Here is a 23,261-nt window from a genome sequence, read left to right as displayed (position 1 = left end):
CTTTTTCTTTGCCCTGCCGGTGTCTGTGATCGGGCCAACAAAACTTTTGATCAAATTTTCTTTGCGTCTTGCGGATCCTGCTTTAGTAATGGGGCAATCAACTAGGGAGCCTCCGATGGATCTGTCTCATCTGCGCACTATCCGCATCGCCGCCTGTGACCTGAACGGGCAGATGCGTGGAAAGCGTATGCCCGTGGGGCTGGCAGACAAGCTGGCAGATGGCGCCGCACGGATGCCGATCTCTACCCTCAACGTCGATCTCTGGGGCCGCGATGTTGAAGACAACCCGCTGGTGTTTGAGACCGGCGATGCCGATGGCGTGATGCTGCCAACCGAACGTGGCGCCGTCCCGATGCCCTGGCTGGCCAACCCATCCGCGCTGGTCCCGATGGCAATGTACTGGGAAGACGGCCGCCCCTTCATGGGCGATCCGCGTCATGTGTTGTCAGATGTGCTGACCCGCTACCAGCAGCGCGGCTGGCGTGTTGTCGCCGCCACCGAAATGGAGTTCAGCCTGCTGGATGACAGCGGCGCACAGCCGGCCCCGCCCATCGACCCGCTCACAGGCCGGGAGCTGGATCAGCAGTCGGTCCTGTCGGTCGCGGAACTTGATGCCTTTGATGCGTTTTTCACCGACCTCTATGAAGGGTCGGAGGCGATGGGCATTCCCGCCCAATCCGCCATTTCGGAGGCGGGGCTGGGCCAGTTTGAAATCAACCTCAACCATCAGGATGCCATGCGCGCCGCCGATGATGCCTGGCTGTTCAAGGCCTTGGTCAAAGGTCTGGCCCGCAAGCATGGGTTTGCCGCCACATTCATGGCCAAGCCCTATGCCGAAGAGGCTGGAAACGGCATGCATGTGCATTTCTCGGTCGAGGATGAGGACGGCAACAATATCTTCAACGATGGCACCGAACGCGGCTCGGATCTGCTGATGAACGCGGTGGCCGGCTGCCTCACCGCGATGCCCGCCAGCACGCTGATCCTGGCCCCACACGGCAATTCCTACGACCGGCTGGTGCCCGGCGCCCATGCCCCGGTCAGCGCCGCCTGGGCCTATGAAAACCGCACCGCCGCAATCCGTATCCCCGGCGGCAGCCCCAAGGCGCGCCGTATCGAACACCGGGTCGCAGGCGGCGATATCAACCCCTATCTGATGCTCTCCGTGGTGCTCGGCGCGGCCCTCGCCGGGATCGAGGATGCCGCCACGCCCCCGGCCCCGTCCGAGGGCAACATCTATGAGATTGACGGGTTGCCGCAGCTGGCCCCCGACTGGAACGCCGCGATCGACCTCTTCGACAGTGACCCGCTGATCGCGCGGATCCTGCCCGACCGGGTGATCCGCAATCTGGTGATGATGAAACGTCAGGAGCTGGCAGGCTTTGCCGAGCGCCCAGCGGAGAGCCATTGGCTGTCCTGGCTTGAGGCGGTATGACATCAGCCTGTCAAAGCCCACAACGCTCCGCATCAAGCGCTTGCCTGAGTTGCGGACCTCGGCTAGGCTTAATTTGATCAAATTTGGTGACCCATGAAAATCGGCATTCTGCAAACCGGCCACGCGCCCGAAAACCTGATCGGCAACTCGGGCAACTATGACCAGATGTTCCGCAACCTGCTGGCCGACGGCGATTTTGACTTTGACACCTACGCGGTGGTCGACAACGTCTTTCCCAGCGGCGCCGACGCAGCAGACGGCTGGCTGATCACCGGCTCCAAACATGGTGCCTATGAAGACCACGACTGGATCCCCCCGCTAGAGGATCTGATCCGCGAGATCCACGCCCGTAAACAGCCCTTGGTCGGCATCTGCTTTGGCCACCAGATCATCGCGCAGGCACTTGGCGGCAAGGTTGAGAAATTTACCGGCGGCTGGGCCGTCGGCCCGGTCACCTATCAGATGGATGGCAAGCCGCTGCGGCTCAACGCGTGGCATCAGGATCAGGTCACCGCCCTGCCCGAGGGTGCGCGGGTGCTGGCCGGAAACGACCACTGCAAGAACGGTATACTCGCCTATGGTGATCACATCTGGACCCTGCAGCCTCACCCCGAATTCGCCAGCAGCTTTGTCGGTGGCCTGATCGACAGCCGCGGACGCGGCGTGGTGCCGGATGCGATCCTGGATGCCGCCAGCACAGAATTACACCATCCGGTCCAATCGGGTGAAATCGCAACCTTCCTCAATGCCTTCTTCAAGAAAGAGAGGACCTGATGTCAGCCTGGCTAGACACCCTTCCCGATGCAGCAAAAACCTATCTGGAGGGCCGTCGTCTCGACGAGGTTGAATGCATCATCTCGGATCTGCCGGGCATCGCCCGGGGCAAGGCGGTGCCAGCGTCCAAATTTGCCAAGCAGGATTATTTCCACCTGCCCGACAGCATCTTCTACCAGACCATCACCGGCGACTGGGCCGAGGCAGCGGATGACGATGGCTGGATCGAAAAGGACATGATCCTGAAACCGGACATGTCCACCGCCACCGCCGCCCCATGGACTGGTGACTGGACGCTGCAAGTCATTCACGACGCCTATGACCGCGATCACAAACCGATCCCCTTCAGCCCACGCAATGTGCTGAAACGGGTGGTGCAACTCTATCATGATCGCGGCTGGGATCCCGTTGTGGCACCGGAAATGGAGTTCTTTCTGGTCGCCCGCAACACCGATCCTGCGCGCGGCATTGAACCGATGATGGGCCGCTCTGGCCGTCCGGCCGCCGCCCGTCAGGCCTATTCCATGACCGCCGTGGACGAATTCGGGCCGGTGATCGACGATATCTATGATTTCGCCGAACATCAGGGCTTTGAAATCGACGGCATCACCCAGGAGGGCGGCGCCGGGCAGCTGGAAATCAACCTGCGCCATGGCGATCCGGTGAAACTGGCGGATGAGGTGTTCTATTTCAAACGGCTGATCCGCGAGGCCGCGCTGCGCCACGACTGTTTTGCCACTTTCATGGCCAAGCCCATTGCCGATGAACCCGGCTCTGCCATGCATATCCATCACTCGATCATCGACATGGAGAGCGGCGACAATATCTTCTCCGGTCCACAGGGCGGCGAGACGGATGCGTTTTACCACTTCATCGGCGGGTTGCAGAACCACCTGCCCGCCGGTCTGGCGGTGATGGCGCCTTATGTGAATTCCTATCGCCGCTACGTGAAGGAACAGGCCGCCCCGATCAATCTGGAATGGGCGCGCGACAACCGCACCACCGGTATCCGGGTGCCCCTCTCCGGCCCTGAAGCGCGGCGCGTGGAAAACCGCATCGCCGGCATGGACTGCAACCCCTACCTTGGGATCGCATTGTCCCTGGCCTGTGGCTATCTAGGTCTCACCCGCGAGGAACGCCCTCGCAAGCAGTTCAAGGGAGACGCCTACGCCGGTGACGGCGATATCCCCCAGGTGATGGGTCAGGCGCTCGACCTCTTTGAGGAAGCCACAGACCTGCATGAGGTGCTGGGGCCGGAGTTTGCCCGCGTCTATTCCATCGTGAAACGCGCCGAATATGACGAGTTCCTGCAGGTTATCTCGCCCTGGGAGCGGGAGCATCTGCTGCTGAACGTCTAACATTCTCAGCGCTGGCGTCTTGGGAGATGTCAGCGCTGGTGAGTATTTATGGAAAGATGACAGGCAGTTGCGCTTCGCCGTATAGGCGGTGCCTGCCGGGGATTGAGGTGTGCCATGGCGTTGAACCTGCTTTACTCCAATGACCGCAAAGGGGCCTATCCCAACAGCTGGTACGCCGCCACCGCCACTCCGCTCGCGCCCTTTGCCCCCTTGCAAGGTGAGGCCCGCGCCGATGTCTGCATTGTTGGCGGCGGCTACACTGGCCTCTCCGCCGCATTGCATCTGGCGGAGGCCGGGCGCTCGGTCATCCTGCTGGAGGCCAACCGTGTCGGCTTTGGCGCCTCGGGCCGCAACGGTGGTCAGCTGGGCAGTGGTCAGCGCATGGAGCAGGATGGGCTGGAAAAGCTCATGGGGGACGGCGACGCCGCCAAGCTCTGGTCCCTGGCTGAGGAGGCCAAGGATCTGGTGAAATCCCTGATCACCCGCCACGACATCGACTGCCACCTGAAACCCGGCATCGCCCATGCCTGTTTCTCCAAAGCGGAAGTCGACGACGAACATCGCTATGTGGAGCATCTGCAAAACCGCTATGGCTACGGTGAGATTTCTGCGCTGGACAAGGCCGGGCTGGAGGCGATCTGCCCCTCGCCTGCCTATGTTGGCGGCTCGCTCGACACCGGCGCGGCCCATCTGCACCCGCTGGCCTATGCACTTGGCCTCGCCCGTGCCGCCGCAGCAGCCGGGGTACAGATCTGCGAGGGCAGCGAGGTTCTGGATATCGAAGACGGCGCACAGATCCGCCTGCGCACCGCCGAAGGGCAGGTCACCGCCGACCATCTGATCCTGGCCTGCAACGGCTATCTCGGCGGCCTCAACCGGCAGGTGGCCGCGCGGGTGATGCCAATCAACAATTTCATCGCCGCGACAGAACCCTTAGGCGCCGACGCCGCCAATGTCTTGGCCCGCGATGTGGCGGTGGCTGACAGCAAATTTGTGGTGAACTACTTCCGGCTCAGCCATGACGGGCGGCTGTTGTTTGGCGGCGGTGAGAGCTATGGCTACCGCTTCCCCAGCGATATCGCCGCCACCGTGCGCAAGCCAATGACGGAGATTTTCCCGCATCTGCGTGATGTGAAGATCGACTACGCCTGGGGCGGCACCTTGGCCATCACCATGAAACGGATGCCCTATCTGGCCCGGCTTGCCCCGAATATCCTCAGCGCATCGGGCTATTCCGGCCATGGCGTCGGCACCGCCACCCACGCCGGTCAGCTGATGGCGCGCGCCATCGCCGGTGACAGTGACGGGTTTGAGACAATGTCCCGCGTGCCCGCCCCCGCCTTCCCCGGCGGCGCGGCCATGCGCAGCCCGCTGCTGGCCTTGGCAATGACCTGGTATTCGCTGCGGGACAGGCTGGGTATCTAAGATCCTGCGAGGCGCCCGCCATGCGGTGCGCCCCTCTGCCCCCGGACAGACCCAAAGCAACAGTTTCGTGAAATTCGTCGCCAAAACCCGCCACTGCCGCCGGGGGTGCTTGGCATTTGCCCATAGACCTTTTATATTTTTGAAAAGGTAACTTCAGGATTTTGAAATATGAGCCAGGCATCCCCGTCGCAGGTCCCGAATGTCCATCAGGCAGAACCCATCCCGGAGGCCGCGCGCGCCGCGCTTGAGGCATTGATGCACTCTGGCGATCTGTTCCGCTATACCGCCCCGCAGGATGCGCCCGTCGCCCTGCTGGAGGAGGAATTCGCCCAGCTCCTTGGCAGCAAGTACGCGCTGGCGGTGTCGTCTTGCTCGGCGGCCTTGTTCCTGTCGCTGAAGGCGCTGGACCTGCCCCGTGATGCGCGCGTGCTGATCCCCGGTTTTACCTTTGCGGCGGTCCCCTCCTCCATTGTGCATGCCGACTGCGTGCCGGTGCTCTGCGAGGTGGGCGCGAACTACCGCATCGACATGGCTGATTTCGAGGCCAAGCTGGACGATGTGCAAGCGGTGATCATCAGCCATATGCGCGGCCATACCTCCGATATGGATGCGATCATGGCGCTTTGTCAGGCGCGCGACATTCCGGTGGTTGAAGACGCCGCCCATTCACTGGGCACCACCTGGCATGGCCGCAATATCGGCACGCTCGGCGCGATCGGCTGTTTCTCCTTCCAGTCCTACAAGATGATCAACGCCGGCGAAGGCGGCATTCTGGTCACCGATGATGCCGATTTGGTGGCCCGCGCGGTGATCATGTCCGGCGCCTATGAGCACAATTGGAAGAAACACAAAGCCGCGCCAGGCGACAACACCGGTGCTCTGGAACAGGCCTTTGCCAAGTGGCAGAACCAGCTGCCGCTTTATAATCTGCGGATGAGCAATCTTTCCGCTGTGGTGATCCGTCCGCAATTGCCGGAACTGGCCCGCCGGGTTCGCGACGGGCTGAAGAACCACGACTACGTGGCCGATCAGCTGAACCGCTCGCCGCATATCAACGTGCCCGCACGGCTGGCACCAGAGCAGCGCGCCCCGGATTCGATCCAGTTCAATCTGGTTGATATGAGCCATGATGAGATCACCCGCTTTGCCGCCGCAACCGAGGCACGGGGCGTCAAGGTGCAGATCTTCGGCCGTTCAGCAGACAATGCCCGTGCCTTCTGGAACTGGCAGTTCCTGCGCGATATCCCGGAGCTGCCGCAGACCCGCGCCATGCTGATGCAGGCCTGCGATGTCCGCCTGCCTGTGCGCCTCAGCCGCGACGAACTCGATGTGATTGCGGGCATTCTGCTCTCTGCGATGGACGACACCATGGGCGCAGCCGCTGCCTGATCCTTCTGCACAGGCCAGACCCACCGCTAAGGCGCGCTATATCCGGCGCGCCTTTTTCAGTGTGAGGGTGGGAGGAAACCGGCGAATTCCCGACCGCAGCCCGCGCCACCGCTGGACATTGCCCGCCACCCTTGCGAGGGTCGGCGCGACGACCAGAAGGACAGCCCCATGAGCGCGCGCAAGATCATCATCGACACCGATCCCGGACAGGACGACGCTGTCGCCATTCTTCTGGCATTGGCCAGCCCGCAAGAGATTGATCTGCTTGGCATAACCTGTGTTGCTGGCAATGTGCCTCTGGCCCTGACCCAAACCAACGCGCGCCGCGTCTGCGAGGTGGCAGGCCGCCCGGATGTCGCCGTGCACGCCGGCTGTGACGCCCCTTTGCAACGGCCCCTGATCACCGCCGAACATGTGCATGGCAAAACCGGTCTGGACGGACCCGAACTGTGGGATCCCACCATGCCGCTGGCGGAGGCGCATGGCGTTGATTTCATCATCGACACCCTGCGCCGCGAAGCGCCCGGCACCGTCACGCTCTGCCCGCTGGGGCCGCTCACCAATATCGCCGCCGCCTTTCAAAAGGCCCCCGATATCGTGGACCGCGTGCAGAAGATCGTGTTGATGGGTGGTGCCTATTTCGAGGTCGGCAACATCACCCCGGCAGCAGAATTCAACATCTATGTCGACCCGGAGGCCGCCGCCGCAGTGCTCACATCAGGTGTGCCGGTCACCATGATGCCGCTGGACGTCACCCATAAGGCGCTCGCCACCCGCGCACGCGTCGAAAAGATCCGTGCCCTCGATACCAAAGTGGCGCGTTTCACCGCCGAGATGCTTGATTTCTTTGAACGCTTTGATGTGGAGAAATACGGCTCCGAAGGTGGCCCGCTGCATGACCCTTGCGTCATTGCCTATCTGATCCGGCCAGAGCTGTTCTCGGGCCGCCATGTCAATGTTGTGGTGGAAACCACGTCCGAGCTGACGCTGGGCATGACCGTGGCCGATTGGTGGGGGGTCACCGACCGCCCGGCCAATGCGCTGTTCATTGGCGATCTGGAGGCCGATGGCTTCTTCGATCTGATCACCAGCCGGTTGGCGCTGCTATGAGCCTGATCGTTGCCCCAGATCCCAGCTGGCCGACACAAGCCAAGGCCGAAGCAGACCGCTGGTCAGACAGCAGGATAGACGGTTTAGTGACGGTGCATCATATCGGATCAACCGCTGTGCCCGGCCTGCCCGCCAAACCCATCATTGACCTGATACCCGTCTTTGAAAGCGAGGCGGCCATGGATGCCGCCCGCCCACAAATTGAGGCGCTTGGTTTCGAATGGCTGGGTGAATTCGGCCTGCCCGGACGGCGCTACTGCCGTGCTGATGATCCAGAAACCGGCAAACGCCGGGTGCAGGCCCATTGTTATGTCGCAGGCTCTGACGAGATCACCCGCCATATCGCCTTTCGCGATGCGTTGCGGGCCAACGCGGCACTGCGGGCGGGCTATGCGGCGATCAAGGGCAAATGTGCCGCGCTGCACCCCGGCGACATGCACGGATATGGTGACTGCAAATCGGATTGGGTGCAAAAGGCAGAAGCCCACGCGATCAACGCGCTGGCAGCAAAGGAAACCTCATGAGCGCCGCATTGCACCTCGCCCGCACCGAAGATCTGGACCGCGTTCTGGATCTGGTCGCCGCCTTCCACGCCGAGATGGGAATCCCCTCCGATGACACGCTGCGGCGGGCCGCGATTGAACCGCTGCTCGAGGGCTTGCCTTATGGCGCGGTCTATCTGATCGGCCCCGCCCGCGCCCCAGTGGGCTATATCGTGGTCACCTTCAGCTGGTCGGTAGAGTTTGGCGGCATGGACGGCTTTGTGGATGAGCTGTTCATTCGCCCCCCGGTGCGCGGGCGCGGCATTGCCACCGAAGTGCTCTTTGCCCTGCCCCGCACCCTCGCAGAGGCTGGCATCAAGGCGCTGCATCTCGAAGTTGACAAAACCGATGAGACCGCCCGCAACCTCTATGCCCGCGCCCGGTTCGAACCGCGCGACACCTACATGCTGATGAGCCGCAAGCTCTGATCCTACCGCTGGGCGAACGGTCCCGACGGCTACGACAGGGCGGCCAAACCAACCCGTCCGGTCGCCCCGCGCTGCGCCCGCAGCAGTTTTTCCACATGTTTTTTCCCGCGCGGAGGGAACCCATGCGCAGGTTGCGCGTTCCTTCTCAGACAGCGCACGGTAGAACCTGACAGTCTTCCGCACCGCTGACCGATATTGAACACACCGTGGGACGTGTGGGAGCGCGCCGCCAGAGAGAGTTTTGGCAGCGCAACTGAGACAGCGGCAGAAGCCGCAACGTATGGCCACCCACCGGGGTGGTCGCCAAGGCAAAGCTGACGGCACAAACACCAGCATGGGTCCGGCGCATTCCGATGGGATATGCCCCCTCAACACCGGCTTAGGGGAGCCGAGAGGGACCAGATCCAGACTGCTGCGGCCACATCAATGGCCAAACTGGCCGGGGATCAGGGGTGAGACCCGGCCAGCAGACCAGAGCCACCCCAGGGGTGAGGCGGCTCTGGTCTGCTACAGAATTCAACCGGATCTACCGCGCCCCCCGCGCGGCGTGGCCCCCTGTCTCTGCTCGGACGGGGGCCACCCCCAGATCACACAGCGACCACTCCAATCCGGTCGCTCCGCATCGCAAGATCATCGCGACCGCCACGACCCAAGTGCGTCCGGATCAACAGGACCGCACATAAGACAGGAAAGGAACCCTTATGAAAACGCATATTCTCGCCGGGCTCAGTGCAGCCACCCTGGCCCTATCCGCCTGCTCTGACCTCACACCGGAGCAACGCACCGTCGCCGGGGTCGCTGGTGGTGCCGCCGCCGGTCTGATCGCTGCCGATGCGCTCAAGGCGGATGATGACTGGCGTCTGATTGCCGCCCTGGGTGGTGCGGCGGCGGGCACCGTGGTGGCCCAGAACAACCAGTCCCGCCAATGCGCCTATTCGCGCGGCGATGGCACCTATTACACGGCGGCCTGCCCCTAAGGCCCAGGTCGACCAGCCACCCCACGTCTGACCGCGACCCAAACGGCCCGGCATGGAAATATACAGACGAAAAAGACCCTGAGAGCCAACCGCCCTCAGGGTCTTTCCCATTCGCCAACGGCTGAAAAAGCCGCGCCCCCCGTCGGCGCAGGCCCCCCGGAACAGAGAGAGGGCCCAGATGCTGTCGATCCCCCTTGGCAGCGCGCGTCAAAGCCCCCCGGCAACAGTCGCGCCCTGTGTCATCGACAGGCTAAGAACCGGATCGCTCATCCCAACAGTCTGCCCGCTCAGCGGATAGCGCCCAGGCCCAGCGCATCCCGCCAGCAGCGCCACCGCAACAACAATCCCGATGGGCAGCCAGCTTCCTGCACCGGCCGTCGCAAGAGCAGCGCCAACCGGCACTGTTGCGTCAGCCTTGGTCACCGAAACGGTTGGCCGGGCTTTCGGATGTGGTCTTACACGCATGGTCTTCCCCCTCCTCAGCCAGCGCCACCCCCGTAGCGCCTGACCCAGAGACTGCCACAGCCGTCCTCACGCGTCTGTGAACAAGGCCACAGACGCGCGCTATTCGCACATATTTGAAGGATGAGCCTTGATTGACATTGGCCGGACGACAGGCCCATCGCCAGCAGCTGCCCACTCGGGGCCTACCTAGGACAGGACGTCGAGAAGGCGCAGATTGAGATCGCCGCCCCCACACGAGGGGCGGCCGCGCCTCAGGCCAAGCGGCGCATCAATTGCAGATCACAGGCCGTGGCATAGCCCATCGCGCGCTTGATCCCCGGCAGCATAGCTGCACCGTTCATGGCGAAACTCAGCTCAATCAGCCCCGCCTCGCCATAGGCCGCGCGCACAATCTCCCGTGCCTCCGGATCATCCGTTCGCGCACCAGCCACTGCCCCGGAAAGCCGCACAACCGCTTCCAGCTCCGGCTCCAGCGTGCCACCTGTCAGGATCGACTGGATCAGCTCCGGCGCCAGCCCAGCGGCTTTTGCCAGGTTGATCTCCGCCTCAACACAGGTGCCGCAATCCGCACTCAACGCGCCGGTCAGCCGCGCCGCGTGATAAGCCGCCGCCGGCACATGACGGTTGGGATCCAGAAACCCGAAGACCCGATTGTAACGCGTCAGCAGGCCAAAATCAGCCTCCGCAATCGCATGGGAATACTCCAGAGAAACGCCCACCCGGCGCTCCGCGCGACGAATGAAAAAATGCGCAATCTTTTTAAGCATGGTCAAACACCACAAATACAAACACCAAGTAAAAAGGCCGGAGCAAACGCCCCGGCCTCAGATCTTATTTCAGAATGGAGCGGCCCGCATATTCGGCCACTTCCCCCAGCAGCTCCTCAATCCGGATCAGCTGGTTGTATTTGGCGAGCCGGTCCGACCGCGCCAGCGACCCGGTCTTGATCTGGCCGCAGTTGGTGGCCACGGCGAGGTCTGCGATGGTGGCATCCTCAGTCTCACCCGAGCGGTGCGACATCACATTGGTGTAGCGCGCGCGATGCGCCATATCGACCGCCTTCAGCGTCTCGGTCAGGGTGCCGATCTGGTTTACCTTCACCAGCATGGAGTTGGCGCAGCCGCGCGCGATGCCATCGGCCAGACGTGCGGGGTTGGTCACAAACAGATCGTCGCCCACCAGCTGCACCTTGTCGCCCAGCTCATCGGTCAGCGCCTTCCAGCCGTCCCAGTCATCCTCACCCATGCCATCTTCGATGGAGATGATCGGGTAGTCCTTCACCAGCGCCGCCAGATAGGCCACATTCTCATCAGACGACAGGGTTTTGCCCTCGCCCGACAGGACATATTTGCCGTCCTTGTAATATTCGGTCGCCGCGCAATCGAGCGCCAGGTAGATTTCCTCGCCCGGTTTGTAGCCCGCCTTCTCGATGGATTTCAGCACGAAATCCAGCGCTTCGCGGGTGGAGGCGATGTTGGGGGCAAAGCCGCCCTCGTCACCGATACCAGTGGACAGACCCGCCGCCGACAGCTCTTTCTTCAGGGTGTGGAACACCTCGGAGCCCATGCGCACCGCGTCACGGATATTCTCCGCCGCCACCGGCATGATCATGAATTCCTGAATGTCGATCGGGTTGTCGGCGTGTTCGCCGCCGTTGATGATGTTCATCATCGGCACTGGCAGCATTCGCGCCGAGGTGCCGCCGATATAACGATAGAGCGGCTGGGTGGTGAAATCAGCGGCGGCCTTGGCCACGGCCATCGACACGCCCAGAATGGCATTCGCGCCCAGACGACCTTTGTTTTCGGTGCCGTCCAGCTCAATCATCGCCATGTCGACTGCAACCTGCTCAGTCGCGTCAAAGCCGACCAGCTCCTCCGCGATCTCGCCATTCACCGCAGCAACCGCTTCCAGCACGCCTTTGCCCATATAGCGGGATTTGTCGCCGTCGCGCTTTTCCACCGCCTCATAGGCCCCGGTCGAGGCGCCGGAGGGCACCGCGGCGCGGCCCATTGTGCCGTCTTCCAGCATGACATCAACCTCGACAGTCGGGTTGCCCCGGCTGTCCAGAATTTCACGGGCGTGGATATCGATAATAGTGCTCATCACTCGGGTCCCTGATCTTGGCAAATGGTTGCGGCAATTCTTGCCAGCGTCATAGCATCCACAGGGCAAAAGTAAACCACGGGCGTTATCGCTAACGTGACTTATTTTACGGGGTTAGGGCTAACAGGCGCCTGTTTGCGCAACCAATTGCCGCCGGTTTTCGCCGCCTGTTCCTCAGGCTGCAGCCACCGCTGCCGCGCGCGCTGCATGCCGTGCCAGACGCCGCTCCCGCAGGAAGGTATAGAGCCCCGAGCCAATGATCAGCGCGGATCCAATCAGCGTCATACCATCGGGCGCCTCGGCAAAGACCACCACGCCGATAAGGATGGAAAACACCAGCCGGGAATAGCGAAACGGCGTGATCACAGCGGCGTTGCCAATCCGGGTCGCTGTAACGATGCCATAGTAACCGAGCACGCCAAAGATCACGCCACCCAGCAGCATGCCCCACTGGCCACCCTGCAGGGCGACAGGCTCTCCGGGCAAGATCAGCAGCATCACCAGCCCCGCCGGGATCACCGACCCAAAGGCCTGCGAGCTGACCACGGCAGAGGGCACAGCGCTGTCCATGACCCGCGTCATCAGGTCGCGCGCCGCAACCGCCACAACCGAGATCAGCACCAACAGCACACCCGGCTCAAATCCCGCCAGACCGGGCCGCACGATCATCAACACACCCGCAAAGCCGACAAGGATCGCGCTCCAGCGCCGCCATCCGACGTCCTCGCCCAGAAACAGCGCCGCCCCCACGGTGACCGCCAGCGGCATCGCCTGAAACACGGCCGCCACGGTGGAGATATCCACCACCGCCAGGGCCGAGGCAAAGCTGACCGCCGCCAGGGCCTCCAGTGAGGCGCGCAATACCGGCTGCCAGCGCCAGTTGCGCGGCGCCAGGACCGGGTGCCCCTGCAGCTTGGCCCAGATCACAAACACCGTGCCGCTGCCAAGACCCAGCATCATCAAGATCTGACCCACAGGCACCGATTTGGCGAGCTGCTTGATGAACATATCCTCCAGCGAGAACCCCGCCATGGCGAGGATCACCAGCAAAATTCCTGTGACATTGTTCATCGTGATCGTCCCGTGATGGTGGTTTGTGCCCATGATGATGATTTGTGAACGGCGGCAGGGCAGCGGCGCCGACCAATCCGGCCAACAAACATCAGCCAGCGACACCGAACTACTCCGTTTGCGACGTCGCCCCATGACTTCATGTGACCTCTGCCATCACACCCGGTGATGGGCAACCCGCAGCAGCCCCGGTCGCACAGCGGAATTTTCCGCAAAATTCGGTCCCGTTTTCTTCTGAAAAGAAAACGACCTGCGCCGCTCAGTCCCGCTTACGCGGCACGCCATAGAGTTCCAGCTTATGGCCCCGCAGCTCATAGCCCAGTTTCTCAGCGATCTTTTCCTGCAAGGCTTCGATCTCGGGGTCGCAAAACTCAATCACCGCCCCGGTGGTCATATCGATCAGGTGGTCATGATGCTCCCGGTCGGCATCTTCATAGCGCGCGCGCCCGTCGCCAAACTCCAGCCGCTCCAGAATGCCCGCCTCATCAAACAGCTTCACCGTGCGATAGACCGTCGCCAGCGAAATCGCCCCATCCAGGGCACTGGCACGGGCATAGAGTTCCTCGACATCCGGGTGATCGGCGCTCTCTTGCAGCACGCGGGCAATCACCCGTCGCTGGCCTGTCATCCGCAGACCTATGGCTTCGCAGCGTGCGATAATCGTCTCGCTCATGACCGTCCTCTATGCAGCGTGGCGTCCCTGTTTATACAAAGACGCAGGCCACGCAAACCGGGTTTTTACACTCTTTGGCGCAGAATAAGCGGCAATTCACCATTGACTTTCATCGCCGACAGGCCCATCTCCCGCTGCAGGCATCCCTCCCTGCCGCGTGAGCAGAGGACGTCGGGCCGCGCCAGAAGCGTGCGCAGGCCACTGAACCGACCCTAAGGATATGCCACCGTTCCCAATATCACGCGTGGGGCACTCGCAGCGACCAGCGGTCTGGCATGATGCCCGTCCGCCCGAGGTCCCTGCCCCAACGACAGTCCGCCCGGCATGCGCATGGGCGGCACCGGCCGTGGCATCCGCCCGGCTGTGAAAGGACGAGACGTGACAGAATTTTCAACCATGGGGCTGCCTGAAAAGCTCCTGACCCGCATTGCTGAGCTGGGCTATACCGATCCGACCCCAATTCAGGCGCGTGCCATCCCGCATGCGCTGAACGGCAAGGATGTGCTGGGGCTGGCGCAAACCGGCACCGGCAAGACCGCCGCTTTCGGCGTGCCCCTGATCGCTCAGATGATGCAATACGGCCGCAAGCCTGCCGCCAAGACCGTGCGCGGTCTGGTGCTGGCGCCGACCCGCGAACTGGCCAACCAGATCGCCGCCAACCTCAAGGGCCTGACCGAAGGCACCCCGATCAAAACCGGGCTGGTTGTCGGGGGTGTGTCGATCAACCCACAGATCAGCCGCCTGTCGCGCGGCACCGATATCCTGATCGCCACGCCGGGCCGTCTTCTGGACATCCTTGATCGTGGCGCACTGGACCTTGGCTCCTGTGACTTCCTCGTGCTGGACGAGGCCGATCAGATGCTGGACCTCGGCTTCATCCACGCGCTGCGCAAAATCGCAGCACTGCTGCCCGAACAGCGCCAGACCATGCTGTTCTCGGCCACCATGCCCAAGCAGATGAACGAGATCGCCAACTCCTACCTGCAAAGCCCGGTCCGGATCGAGGTGAACCCTCCCGGCAAGGCCGCAGACAAGATCACCCAGTCGGTGCACTTCATCGCCAAGGCTGAAAAGCTGTCGCTCCTGAAGGAGCTGCTGGGCGCCCATAAGGATGAGCGTACACTGGTCTTTGGCCGCACCAAACACGGTATGGAAAAACTGATGAAGACGCTGTCCGCAGCAGGCTTCTCAGCGGCGGCAATCCACGGCAACAAATCCCAGGGTCAGCGCGAACGCGCGCTTGCCTCGTTCAAATCCGGCGAGGTGAAGATCCTCGTGGCCACCGATGTGGCCGCCCGCGGTCTGGACATCCCCGACGTGAAATACGTTTACAACTACGAGCTGCCCAACGTCCCGGACGCCTATGTGCACCGCATTGGCCGGACCGCACGCGCGGGCAAGGACGGTCAGGCCGTGGCCTTCTGTGCGCCCGATGAGATGGGCGAGCTGAAAGCCATTCAGAAGACCATGAACCTCAATATCCCGGTGGCCTCCGGCCGTCCGTGGGAGGTGCTGCCCGATGCCAAGGCTCCGGCCGGACGCCGTGGTGGTGGTGGTGGCAAACCCGGTGGCGGCGGCAAACCCGGCGGTCATCGTCGGCGGCGCAGTGGCGGCGGTGGCGGCGGTCAGGGCGGCGCGCGCAGCGGCGGTCAGGGTGCAGGCCAAGGTGGCGGACAGGGCAAACCCGGCGGTCAGCGCCGCCGCGCCCAGTAAGCCCAACCGGGTGACCTCAGCGGGCCCTCTTCAGGGCCGCCGTTGAAACCAGAATTAAAGCCGGGGTCGCAGTCCGCGTCTCCGGCTTTATATTTTTTCGGCTTTTGCCCTGTGCCCGCCATCTGGCCACGGCGGCGCGTTGGCCGGTCGGCGCGCCCTAGGGCTGGTCCACCGCCACCAGATCGGCCCAGACCGGCAGATGGTCGGAGGCAATATGCGCCGGCCGCGTCCGGTAAACGCCGCTGTCCACCACCTCAAGCCCCGCGCTCACCGCAATCCGGTCCAGCGCACCCATGGGCCGCAGCGCCGGAAAGCTGGCGCGCGGCGGCACAAACCGCAACTGCGGCGCCAGATGATCCAGCACCGGCTGACGTGACCACTCATTGAAATCACCAGCCCAGACGGTCGGCAACTCAGGCTCTCTTGCGATCACCTCGGCCAGATGATGCACCTGCTCATGGCGCGCCTTGGTGGTCAGCCCCAGATGCGCCCCCACCACCCTGAGTGGCCCAAGCCCGGTCTGAAACAGCGCCCAGACCGCGCCGCGCGGCTCCAGCCCCGGCAACGGGATATGGCCATGATCCTGCAAGGTCAGCGCCGCGCCCCGCCAGATCACCGCATTGCCATGCCAGCCCAGCGACCCGGCTCCGCCCAGATCCACGACCTGCCAACCGGCCTCATCCAGAATGAAATGCGGCAAGGCAGCCGGGCGCGGCGGCAACCGCTTGTCCGCCTCCTGCAACAGCACCAGATCGGCGCCCGTCCCCTCGATCACCTGCAGGGTCCGACGCGGGCGGCGGCGCAGATCAAGCCCGACGGACTTCTGGATATTGTAACTCGCCAAGCGCAGCCGACCGGGTTGCCTGCTCTGTTCCTGCGTCATTCCGCCTGCCTTATCTGCTGCCAATCTGATACGCGATACGCACCACAGCATGACCCAAAACCAGCGCACAGGCCAGAGCCGGGCAAGGCCGATCCGCAGTGACCTAAACACCTGTTTTGCCACCTTGACTCTGAGATCTCCTACCCCTCCTCTGGCGCCATGAGTGAAAAACGCGCAATGGACGGTCTCGGGGCCGCAATGCTGATCGGCTTCAGTGGGTTGATGGGCTTCAATCAGGTGGTGATCAAGGTCTCCAACGGCGGGTTTGGCCCGGTGTTTCAGGCAGGCCTGCGCTCTCTGATCGGCCTCGGTGTGCTGCTTGCATGGCTCGCCTTTCGCGGCCAGTTGAAACGCGCAAACACGCCGGCGCCTGCCCAGACGCCAACACATTGGACGCGCTCTGTCCATCTCTGGGGGCTGGTGTCCGGCCTGTTGTTCACCGCTGAATTTGTCTGTCTTTATGTCGCGCTGGACCTCTCCTCCGTCTCGCGCGTCACCATTATCTTCAACTCCATGCCGGTCTGGCTGGCACTGGCCGGCCATCTGCTCCTGCCCGGAGAGCGGCTCAATACGCTGCGCATGCTCGGTCTTGTGCTGGCCATGGGGGGCGTTGTGCTGGCGGTCCTGCACCGGGGCAGCGATGATGCCTCACTGCTCGGTGATGTTCTGGCGCTTGCGGCCACGCTGGCCTGGGCCGGGATCGCCCTGTGCGCGCGCCTCTCGCCCCTGTCCGCGGTGCCGCCCATCCGCCAGCTGACCTATCAGCTGGCCACCTCGGCGCTGGTGCTGCTGGCGATCTCGCCGCTGTTCGGTCCGCTCCTACGCGACCCCACCGCGCTGCATATCTCCGGCGTGGTGTTTCAGGCCGTGGCCATTGCCAGCCTCGGCTATCTCCTGTGGCTCTGGCTGATCAGCATTTACCGCGCCAATGCGGTCGCCTCCTTCAGCTTCCTGTCACCGGTGATCGCCGCAATCCTCGGCTGGCTCCTGCTGGATGAGGTGATCTACCCGCAGGTCTGGGCCGCACTGGCACTGGTCGCAATCGGCATCGTGCTGATCAACCGCAAATAACCGCGCGCGCAGCGATCCCGCCAATCAGGTGCCGCAGAAGGTCGCCTTGACGACCTCACTTTCCGCCGGAGGGCGGCGCAGATCATCGGCCCCGTCCTGCACGGCATATGGATCCGACAGCACCGTATTCAGCCGCTCAAACGGGGCGAAATCCCCCGCCACGGCAGAGGCGATCATCGCCTCAATCCGGTGATTGCGCGGGATATAGACCGGGTTTGCCGCCGCCATCACCGCCACTGGGTCTGCCTCCTGTGCCAGTCGCGCGCGCCAGTCTTCCGCCCAACTGTCAAAGGCCTCAGGCGCCAGAAACTGATCCCGCGCCGCGCCTGTGTCTGGCTCAACCTCTTCCAGCAAAGCCCAGAATGTATTGGTGAAATCCGCCTGACCTTCTGCCATGCGCGTCAACAGGCCGGTGATCAGCGCCATATCCTCAGGCGTCGCCTCAGCGAGACCGATCTTGGCCCCGAACCGCCGCAGCCAGGCGGCCTCAGTCAGGGCGGGCATCGCATGCACAATCTCCGTCGCCTCTTCCACCATCGCCTGCGGATCCTCCGCCTGCTGGATCAGCGCGGTCGCCAGCTGCGCCAGGTTCCACACCGCAATATCGGGCTGGTTGGAATAGGCATAACGTCCCATCCGGTCGATCGAACTGAACACTGTGCTGGGATGATACACATCCATAAAGGCGCACGGCCCATAGTCGATCGTCTCGCCGGATATCGACGAATTATCGGTATTCATCACCCCATGGATGAACCCCACCGACATCCAGGCCGCAATCAACTCCGCCTGACGATCCCGCACCGCCCGCAGCAGCCCCATCGGGCCGTCCGCGTCAGGATAGTGGCGCTGGATCGCATACTGCGTGAGCTGACGCAGCGCCGCCTGCTCGCCACGCGCGGCAAAGATCTGGAAGGTTCCCACCCGCAAATGGCTGGAGGCCACCCGCGTCAGCACAGCCCCCGGCAGCCCGCCCTCTTCGCGCCAGACCGTCTCGCCCGATGCCACCGCCGCCAGCGCGCGGGTGGTTGGGATGCCAAGCGCGTGCATCGCCTCGCTGACCACATATTCCCGCAGGACCGGCCCCAGCCAGGCCCGCCCGTCACCGCCCCGCGAATACGGCGTGCGCCCCGATCCCTTCAGCTGGATATCGCGCCGCGCCCCCTCCGGGCCAACAGCTTCGCCCAGCAGGATCGCGCGCCCATCCCCCAGCTGCGGATTGTAATTGCCAAACTGATGCCCCGCATAAAGCTGCGCCAGCGGCTCGGCCCCATCGGGAACTCGGTTGCCGGCAAAGACCTCCGCCAGTTCAGCCGTCTCACCTGCGGTGATGCCCAGCTCTGCCCCAAGCGCGGCGTTATAGGCCAGCAGCTCTGGCGCCTTCACCGGCACAGGGGCCTGTTTCGTGTAGAACACCGGCGGCAGCGCGGCATATGTATTGTCAAAGGGAATGTGCAATGTCATGGCCCAAACATATGCGGCAAATGTCAAATTGCCAGAGCCAAACCTACCCTGTGCCAACAGACTAAACGGAGCCGAGACATGACCGCCGATGAGATCATCGCCAAGCTGGACCTCCAGCCCCATCCCGAAGGCGGTTACTATCGCCAGACATGGATTGCTGGTAACGCCGACAGCCACAACGGCCGCGCCACCGGCACCTGCATCTATTTCCTGCTGAAGGCGGGCGAAAGCAGCCATTGGCACAGGGTCGATGCCACCGAAATCTGGCTCTACCACGCTGGCGCGCCGCTGGTGCTGTCACTCTCGGCCAGCGACGATGGCCCCGCACAGGACCACCTGCTCACCCCCGATCTGACAGCGGGCGAACCCCAGCTGATTGTGCCGGAAGGCCACTGGCAAGCCGCCCGCACCACCGGAGATTATACGCTGGTCAGCTGCACCGTCTCGCCGGGGTTCCAGTTCGAAGGCTTTGAACTCGCCGCGCCTAGCTTTGACATCCCGCGCGGCTAACGCCCAATTTCTACACAGAAATTTGCCAAGAAACTTTAAAGCTTCTTGGCTGCCAGACCTCAGCCCGCGCCGCCTGGCACGCTCACCACACCGCCGCCCACACAGGCGCGGACCCCTGTGGTGCCCGGACAGGACGTCGGCAGCCCCCGCGCCACTCGCACCGCCAGATGGGCAAAGGCCTGCGCCTCCAGCATGTCGCCATCCAGCCCGACGCTCTCAATCGGGGCGACCGGGCAATCCAGCGACACCCGCAGCATCTCCATCAGCACCGGATTATGCCGCCCGCCACCGGTGATCAGCACCACCTCCGGTGGCTCCGGGCAATGCTCCATCCCCTGCGCCACGGCTGCGGCACACATCGCGGTCAGGGTCGCTGTTGCATCGCGATCGGTCAACTCACTGACCAGATCAATCATCTCGGCAAAATCATTCCGGTCCAGAGACTTCGGTGGCATCCGGGCAAAATACGGCTCGGCCAGAAACAGCTCCAGCGCGCCAGTTTCCACCACACCGCCCCGGGCAATCGCGCCGCCTTCGTCCATCATCTGACCGCAGCGCGCCTGCACCAGATCATTGATCGGCGCATTGGCCGGCCCGGTATCAAACGCCAGCAGCGCCCCGGGATCCTCCGCCGCGTCAAACCGTGGATCGACATAGGTCAGATTGCCCACTCCGCCGAGGTTCAGAAAACACAGGGGCTTGTCTCGTTTCAGATATTTCGCGCAGGCGAAGTGAAAGAACGGCGCCAGCGGCGCGCCTTCACCGCCCAACCGCACATCATCGCTGCGAAAATCCCAGACCACCGGCGTTGCCAGCTCAGCCGCCAGTGCCGCCCCATCCCCCACCTGCAGGGTGCCCTGTGTCTGCGGCGCATGGGCCAGCGTCTGACCGTGAAAACCGATGACATCTACCGCCCGCTGATCCGTATCCGCCTGATCAGATAAAACCTGCGCCAGCAGATCCGCATGGGCGCGGGTCACGATCTCTCCTGCCGCCTCCACCTGCGGCCCCTGCCACTGCCCCAGCGCGGCAGCCAGCTGCGCGCGCTCCACCGGTTCATAGGCGCGATAAGCACTGGCCCCAAAGCCGTGGATCGCCACGCCATCCGTTTCGACAATGGCGGCATCCACCCCGTCCAGCGAGGTGCCGCTCATGGTGCCAAGGGCGCGCAACACGCCGGTTTTGGGGATCGCGGACAAACGCGCCGGAGGATGGGATCTTGTCATGCTGATAAGGCCTGCTGAGATATTGGACGCATCGCGCCGATTTGACCGCAAGGATACAGCAGCGAATTTCTTCCGCAAAGCCGTTCACACTGCTTTCCCCCGTGCAAATTGCGTTTTATACAGCAGCGCGCAATTCAAAAGCCGAGGCACATCATGACCTACCACCCAAAATCGGATTTCATCGCAGTTATGATGGAACGCGGCTATCTGTCCGACTGTACCGATTATCAGGGCCTGGACGAGGCGCTGATGACTCCCGGTCAATCCGCCTACATCGGTTTCGACGCCACTGCGACCTCGCTGCATGTCGGCTCACTGATCCAGATCATGATGCTGCGCTGGTTCCAGAAAACCGGCCACAAACCGATCACCCTGATGGGCGGCGGCACCACCAAGGTGGGCGACCCCTCCTTCCGCGCGGATGAACGCCCGTTGCTGACCGACGCCCAGATCGACGACAATATCGCCGGCATCAAAAAGGTGTTCGACGCCTATATCGACTATGACAGCGGCGCGGGTAACGCGGCGATGATGCTCAACAATGCCGAATGGCTGGACGATCTGAACTACCTCGCGTTCCTGCGCGACATCGGGCGCCATTTTTCGGTGAACCGGATGCTGTCGTTTGAGAGCGTGAAATCGCGTCTCGACCGCGAACAGTCGCTGTCGTTCCTCGAATTCAACTACATGATTCTACAGGCCTATGACTTCCTTGAGCTGAACCGCCGCTACGGCTGCGTGTTGCAGATGGGCGGGTCGGACCAATGGGGCAATATCGTCAACGGCATCGACCTGACGCGCCGGGTGCTGGATCATGAGATCTACGGCCTCACCTCGCCGCTGCTGACCACCTCAGATGGCAAGAAAATGGGCAAGTCCCAGAACGGCGCGATCTGGCTCAATGGCGATCTGCTCTCGCCGTATGAGTTCTGGCAGTTCTGGCGCAACACCACCGACGCCGATGTGGGCCGCTTCCTCAAGCTCTACACCGAGCTGCCGGTGGACGAATGTGACCGCCTCGGCGCGCTCGAAGGTTCCGAGGTGAATGCCGCCAAGGTGATCCTCGCCAATGAGGTGACCACCCTGCTGCATGGCGCCGAGGCTGCCGCCGCCGCCGAGGCCACCGCCCGCGAAGTGTTTGAGAAAGGCGGCATTGGCGACGATCTGCCCACGCTCTCGCTGTCATCTGCGGATCTGGGCGATGGCATCTCCATCGTGCAGCTGATCGTGAAATCCGGGCTGGCCAAATCCGGCAAGGACGCCAAGCGCCTGATCTCGGAAAACGGTGCCAAGATCGACGATAAGCCGCTGACCGATGCAGGGCTGATGATCGACGCCGCCGCGCTCGCCTCGCCGATCAAACTCTCGGCCGGCAAAAAACGCCACGCGCTGGTGCAGCTAGACGGCTGACCCCGCGCGCATAGATCAAAACGATGATCCAAGGGGGCCAATCGGCCCCCTTTTTCGTCTCAGCCACGGGTCCCACCGCAGCCAACCCGCGCCCTCATAACAGCAGCAGATCCACCAGCAACAGCACCAGCCCAACCGGCAAGGACACGGCCAGCGCTGCCAACAAAGCGGCGGCTTTGGTGATCCTCGGCCCCGGCGCATGATGATTTCGAATTTTATTCGTATTTTTCATACCCCCATTAACCATCATTTAGGTTTCGCTGCGGTTAATGGCGCCATGTTCGATTTCACACCAGCAGATGTCATGCCCCGACCCATTCTTCGCGATGAAACCATCTCTGCCCTGCCGCAATCGGCAGAATTTGCCCGCGCACTTCAGGCCACCGGCAAGGATCCTCTGGTGCTTGGCCAGATGAAGGACACTGTCGTGATGCGCCGCAAACTCTGGGGCCGCATCAACGTGGCCATGGTGAACCGTGCCCGCATCGACAAACCGCTGCGTCTGCTGGAACACCTGCAGGAGAACGGCCTGCGCCGCACGCCAGTGATCCTATCCCCCGAAACGCCCACGCCTGCCCTGGCCCGCCACGGCGCCGTGGCGCTGGTCAGCCCGGCCCATGTCGGGCTGGTCGACCTGACGACCGACCCCGATCAGCGGCGCGCCAATCTGCACCAGAAATGGCGCAACCGGCTGGTCCACGGCGAACAACAGGGGCTGCGCATCACCCGCCAATCGCTGCCGCAGACACCGGCGCATTGGATCTTTGCCGCCGATGCCGCGCAGCAATCCAGCCGTGGGTATCGCAGCTGGCCTGTGGATCTGACGCTGGCCTACGCCCGCGAGAACAAAGGCATGGCCAAGATTTTCGAGGCCCATGACGGCAAGGAGATCGTCGCGGGCATTCTTGTTCTGCGCCATGGGCGCGGCGCGACCTACCACATCGCCCACACCACCGACCGGGGCAAGGCACTCTCCGCCCATAACCTCCTGATGTGGGAGGCGATGTCCTGGCTGGCCAAACAGGGCTGCGAACAGCTGGATCTGGGGGTGATCAACACCGAAGACGCCGCAGGTCTGGCCCGGTTCAAACTGGGCACCGGCGCGCGGTTGCACCAACTGGGCGGCACCTGGGCCTATTGGCCGCCGCTGGGTCGCCTGCTGCGCCCCTTGGCCGCGCTCGACAAACGGCTGATGAATCCCGGGCTCTCTGGACACTGCTAGGGGGACGTG

23 protein-coding genes are annotated in these 23,261 nt (G+C 63.0%); 14 read left to right on the top strand and 9 right to left on the bottom strand.

Annotation, left to right across the window (positions count from 1 at the left end; all coding sequences use genetic code 11):
- Positions 1–115 precede the first annotated feature (115 nt).
- The 9 genes from D1820_RS01525 to D1820_RS01485 all read left to right on the top strand — a co-directional run bounded on the left by D1820_RS01525 (position 116) and on the right by D1820_RS01485 (position 9,438).
- Positions 116–1,435: a glutamine synthetase family protein gene (locus D1820_RS01525; protein WP_118067630.1), complete on the top strand. Its 1,320-nt coding sequence runs from the start codon at positions 116–118 to the stop codon at positions 1,433–1,435.
- Positions 1,436–1,528: 93 nt separating this feature from the next.
- Entirely contained in the window at positions 1,529–2,209 is a 681-nt protein-coding gene (locus D1820_RS01520; RefSeq protein WP_118067629.1) for a type 1 glutamine amidotransferase, read from the top strand.
- Positions 2,209–3,567, top strand: coding sequence for a glutamine synthetase family protein (locus tag D1820_RS01515; RefSeq protein WP_024097734.1), 1,359 nt, complete (start codon positions 2,209–2,211; stop codon positions 3,565–3,567). Before D1820_RS01520 ends, D1820_RS01515 begins: the two co-directional genes overlap by 1 nt.
- 114 nt (positions 3,568–3,681) lie before the next feature.
- Positions 3,682–4,992, top strand: coding sequence for an FAD-binding oxidoreductase (locus tag D1820_RS01510; RefSeq protein WP_118067628.1), 1,311 nt, complete (start codon positions 3,682–3,684; stop codon positions 4,990–4,992).
- Between the two features lie 168 nt (positions 4,993–5,160).
- Positions 5,161–6,381 (top strand): DegT/DnrJ/EryC1/StrS aminotransferase family protein, encoded by a 1,221-nt coding sequence (locus D1820_RS01505; protein ID WP_118067627.1) that lies wholly within the window; start codon positions 5,161–5,163, stop codon positions 6,379–6,381.
- Between the two features lie 168 nt (positions 6,382–6,549).
- The gene (locus D1820_RS01500) at positions 6,550–7,491 is read left to right on the top strand and encodes a nucleoside hydrolase (protein WP_118067626.1); all 942 of its coding nucleotides are present in this window, start codon (positions 6,550–6,552) and stop codon (positions 7,489–7,491) included.
- Positions 7,488–8,015 (top strand): GrpB family protein, encoded by a 528-nt coding sequence (locus D1820_RS01495; protein WP_118067625.1) that lies wholly within the window; start codon positions 7,488–7,490, stop codon positions 8,013–8,015. The genes D1820_RS01500 and D1820_RS01495 overlap by 4 nt, the downstream gene beginning before the upstream one ends.
- The gene (locus tag D1820_RS01490) at positions 8,012–8,461 is read left to right on the top strand and encodes an N-acetyltransferase (RefSeq protein WP_040173012.1); all 450 of its coding nucleotides are present in this window, start codon (positions 8,012–8,014) and stop codon (positions 8,459–8,461) included. Before D1820_RS01495 ends, D1820_RS01490 begins: the two co-directional genes overlap by 4 nt.
- 701 nt (positions 8,462–9,162) lie before the next feature.
- Complete coding sequence (locus tag D1820_RS01485) at positions 9,163–9,438, top strand: glycine zipper 2TM domain-containing protein (RefSeq protein ID WP_024097740.1); 276 nt, start codon at positions 9,163–9,165, stop codon at positions 9,436–9,438.
- A 207-nt stretch (positions 9,439–9,645) separates the two neighbouring features.
- On the opposite strand, the gene D1820_RS01480 is transcribed toward D1820_RS01485, so the two are convergent.
- The 5 genes from D1820_RS01480 to D1820_RS01460 all read right to left on the bottom strand — a co-directional run bounded on the left by D1820_RS01480 (position 9,646) and on the right by D1820_RS01460 (position 13,753).
- Positions 9,646–9,903, bottom strand: a complete 258-nt coding sequence (locus D1820_RS01480) for a hypothetical protein (RefSeq protein WP_040177992.1) — start codon at positions 9,901–9,903, stop codon at positions 9,646–9,648.
- A 251-nt stretch (positions 9,904–10,154) separates the two neighbouring features.
- Complete coding sequence (locus D1820_RS01475) at positions 10,155–10,670, bottom strand: hypothetical protein (RefSeq protein ID WP_118069967.1); 516 nt, start codon at positions 10,668–10,670, stop codon at positions 10,155–10,157.
- Between the two features lie 64 nt (positions 10,671–10,734).
- Complete coding sequence (gene eno, locus D1820_RS01470) at positions 10,735–12,009, bottom strand: phosphopyruvate hydratase (protein WP_040173008.1); 1,275 nt, start codon at positions 12,007–12,009, stop codon at positions 10,735–10,737.
- A 174-nt stretch (positions 12,010–12,183) separates the two neighbouring features.
- Entirely contained in the window at positions 12,184–13,080 is an 897-nt protein-coding gene (locus D1820_RS01465) for a DMT family transporter (RefSeq protein WP_118069965.1), read from the bottom strand.
- Between the two features lie 259 nt (positions 13,081–13,339).
- Entirely contained in the window at positions 13,340–13,753 is a 414-nt protein-coding gene (locus D1820_RS01460; protein ID WP_014874254.1) for a Fur family transcriptional regulator, read from the bottom strand.
- A gap of 378 nt (positions 13,754–14,131) precedes the next feature.
- Between D1820_RS01460 and D1820_RS01455 the strand changes: the two genes are divergently transcribed.
- Positions 14,132–15,466 carry a DEAD/DEAH box helicase gene (locus D1820_RS01455; RefSeq protein ID WP_254683342.1) on the top strand — a complete coding sequence of 445 codons (1,335 nt, stop codon included), beginning with the start codon at positions 14,132–14,134 and terminating at the stop codon, positions 15,464–15,466.
- Positions 15,467–15,623: 157 nt separating this feature from the next.
- Here the strand turns inward: D1820_RS01455 and D1820_RS01450 are convergent, their stop codons facing one another.
- Positions 15,624–16,349, bottom strand: a complete 726-nt coding sequence (locus tag D1820_RS01450; protein ID WP_162894048.1) for an endonuclease/exonuclease/phosphatase family protein — start codon at positions 16,347–16,349, stop codon at positions 15,624–15,626.
- 159 nt (positions 16,350–16,508) lie between these two features.
- Between D1820_RS01450 and D1820_RS01445 the strand changes: the two genes are divergently transcribed.
- A complete protein-coding gene (locus tag D1820_RS01445) occupies positions 16,509–17,420 on the top strand; it encodes a DMT family transporter (RefSeq protein ID WP_118067624.1) in 912 nt (303 codons plus the stop codon).
- A 24-nt stretch (positions 17,421–17,444) separates the two neighbouring features.
- Here the strand turns inward: D1820_RS01445 and D1820_RS01440 are convergent, their stop codons facing one another.
- Positions 17,445–18,884, bottom strand: coding sequence for a YdiU family protein (locus D1820_RS01440; RefSeq protein WP_118067623.1), 1,440 nt, complete (start codon positions 18,882–18,884; stop codon positions 17,445–17,447).
- Positions 18,885–18,962: 78 nt separating this feature from the next.
- Between D1820_RS01440 and D1820_RS01435 the strand changes: the two genes are divergently transcribed.
- Positions 18,963–19,394 carry a cupin domain-containing protein gene (locus D1820_RS01435; RefSeq protein ID WP_118067622.1) on the top strand — a complete coding sequence of 144 codons (432 nt, stop codon included), beginning with the start codon at positions 18,963–18,965 and terminating at the stop codon, positions 19,392–19,394.
- Between the two features lie 59 nt (positions 19,395–19,453).
- On the opposite strand, the gene D1820_RS01430 is transcribed toward D1820_RS01435, so the two are convergent.
- On the bottom strand, positions 19,454–20,620 hold the full coding sequence (locus D1820_RS01430) for an anhydro-N-acetylmuramic acid kinase (RefSeq protein ID WP_118069959.1): 1,167 nt from the start codon (positions 20,618–20,620) through the stop codon (positions 19,454–19,456).
- A 153-nt stretch (positions 20,621–20,773) separates the two neighbouring features.
- Here D1820_RS01430 and tyrS point away from each other — a divergent pair, with 153 nt between their 5' ends.
- Positions 20,774–22,030: a tyrosine--tRNA ligase gene (gene tyrS, locus D1820_RS01425; protein ID WP_096871035.1), complete on the top strand. Its 1,257-nt coding sequence runs from the start codon at positions 20,774–20,776 to the stop codon at positions 22,028–22,030.
- Between the two features lie 94 nt (positions 22,031–22,124).
- Here tyrS and D1820_RS19015 read toward each other — a convergent pair whose 3' ends face one another.
- Positions 22,125–22,262, bottom strand: coding sequence for a hypothetical protein (locus D1820_RS19015; RefSeq protein ID WP_162894047.1), 138 nt, complete (start codon positions 22,260–22,262; stop codon positions 22,125–22,127).
- A 45-nt stretch (positions 22,263–22,307) separates the two neighbouring features.
- On the opposite strand from D1820_RS19015, the gene D1820_RS01420 reads away from it, so the two are divergent.
- Positions 22,308–23,252, top strand: a complete 945-nt coding sequence (locus D1820_RS01420) for a GNAT family N-acetyltransferase (protein WP_118067621.1) — start codon at positions 22,308–22,310, stop codon at positions 23,250–23,252.
- The last annotated feature ends 9 nt before the right edge of the window (positions 23,253–23,261 follow it).

This window comes from Phaeobacter sp. LSS9 (assembly GCF_003443595.1).
GTDB lineage: Bacteria > Pseudomonadota > Alphaproteobacteria > Rhodobacterales > Rhodobacteraceae > Phaeobacter > Phaeobacter piscinae.
Note: the sequence above shows the minus strand (reverse complement) of the source record. Positions and strands in the feature narration are given on the sequence as shown.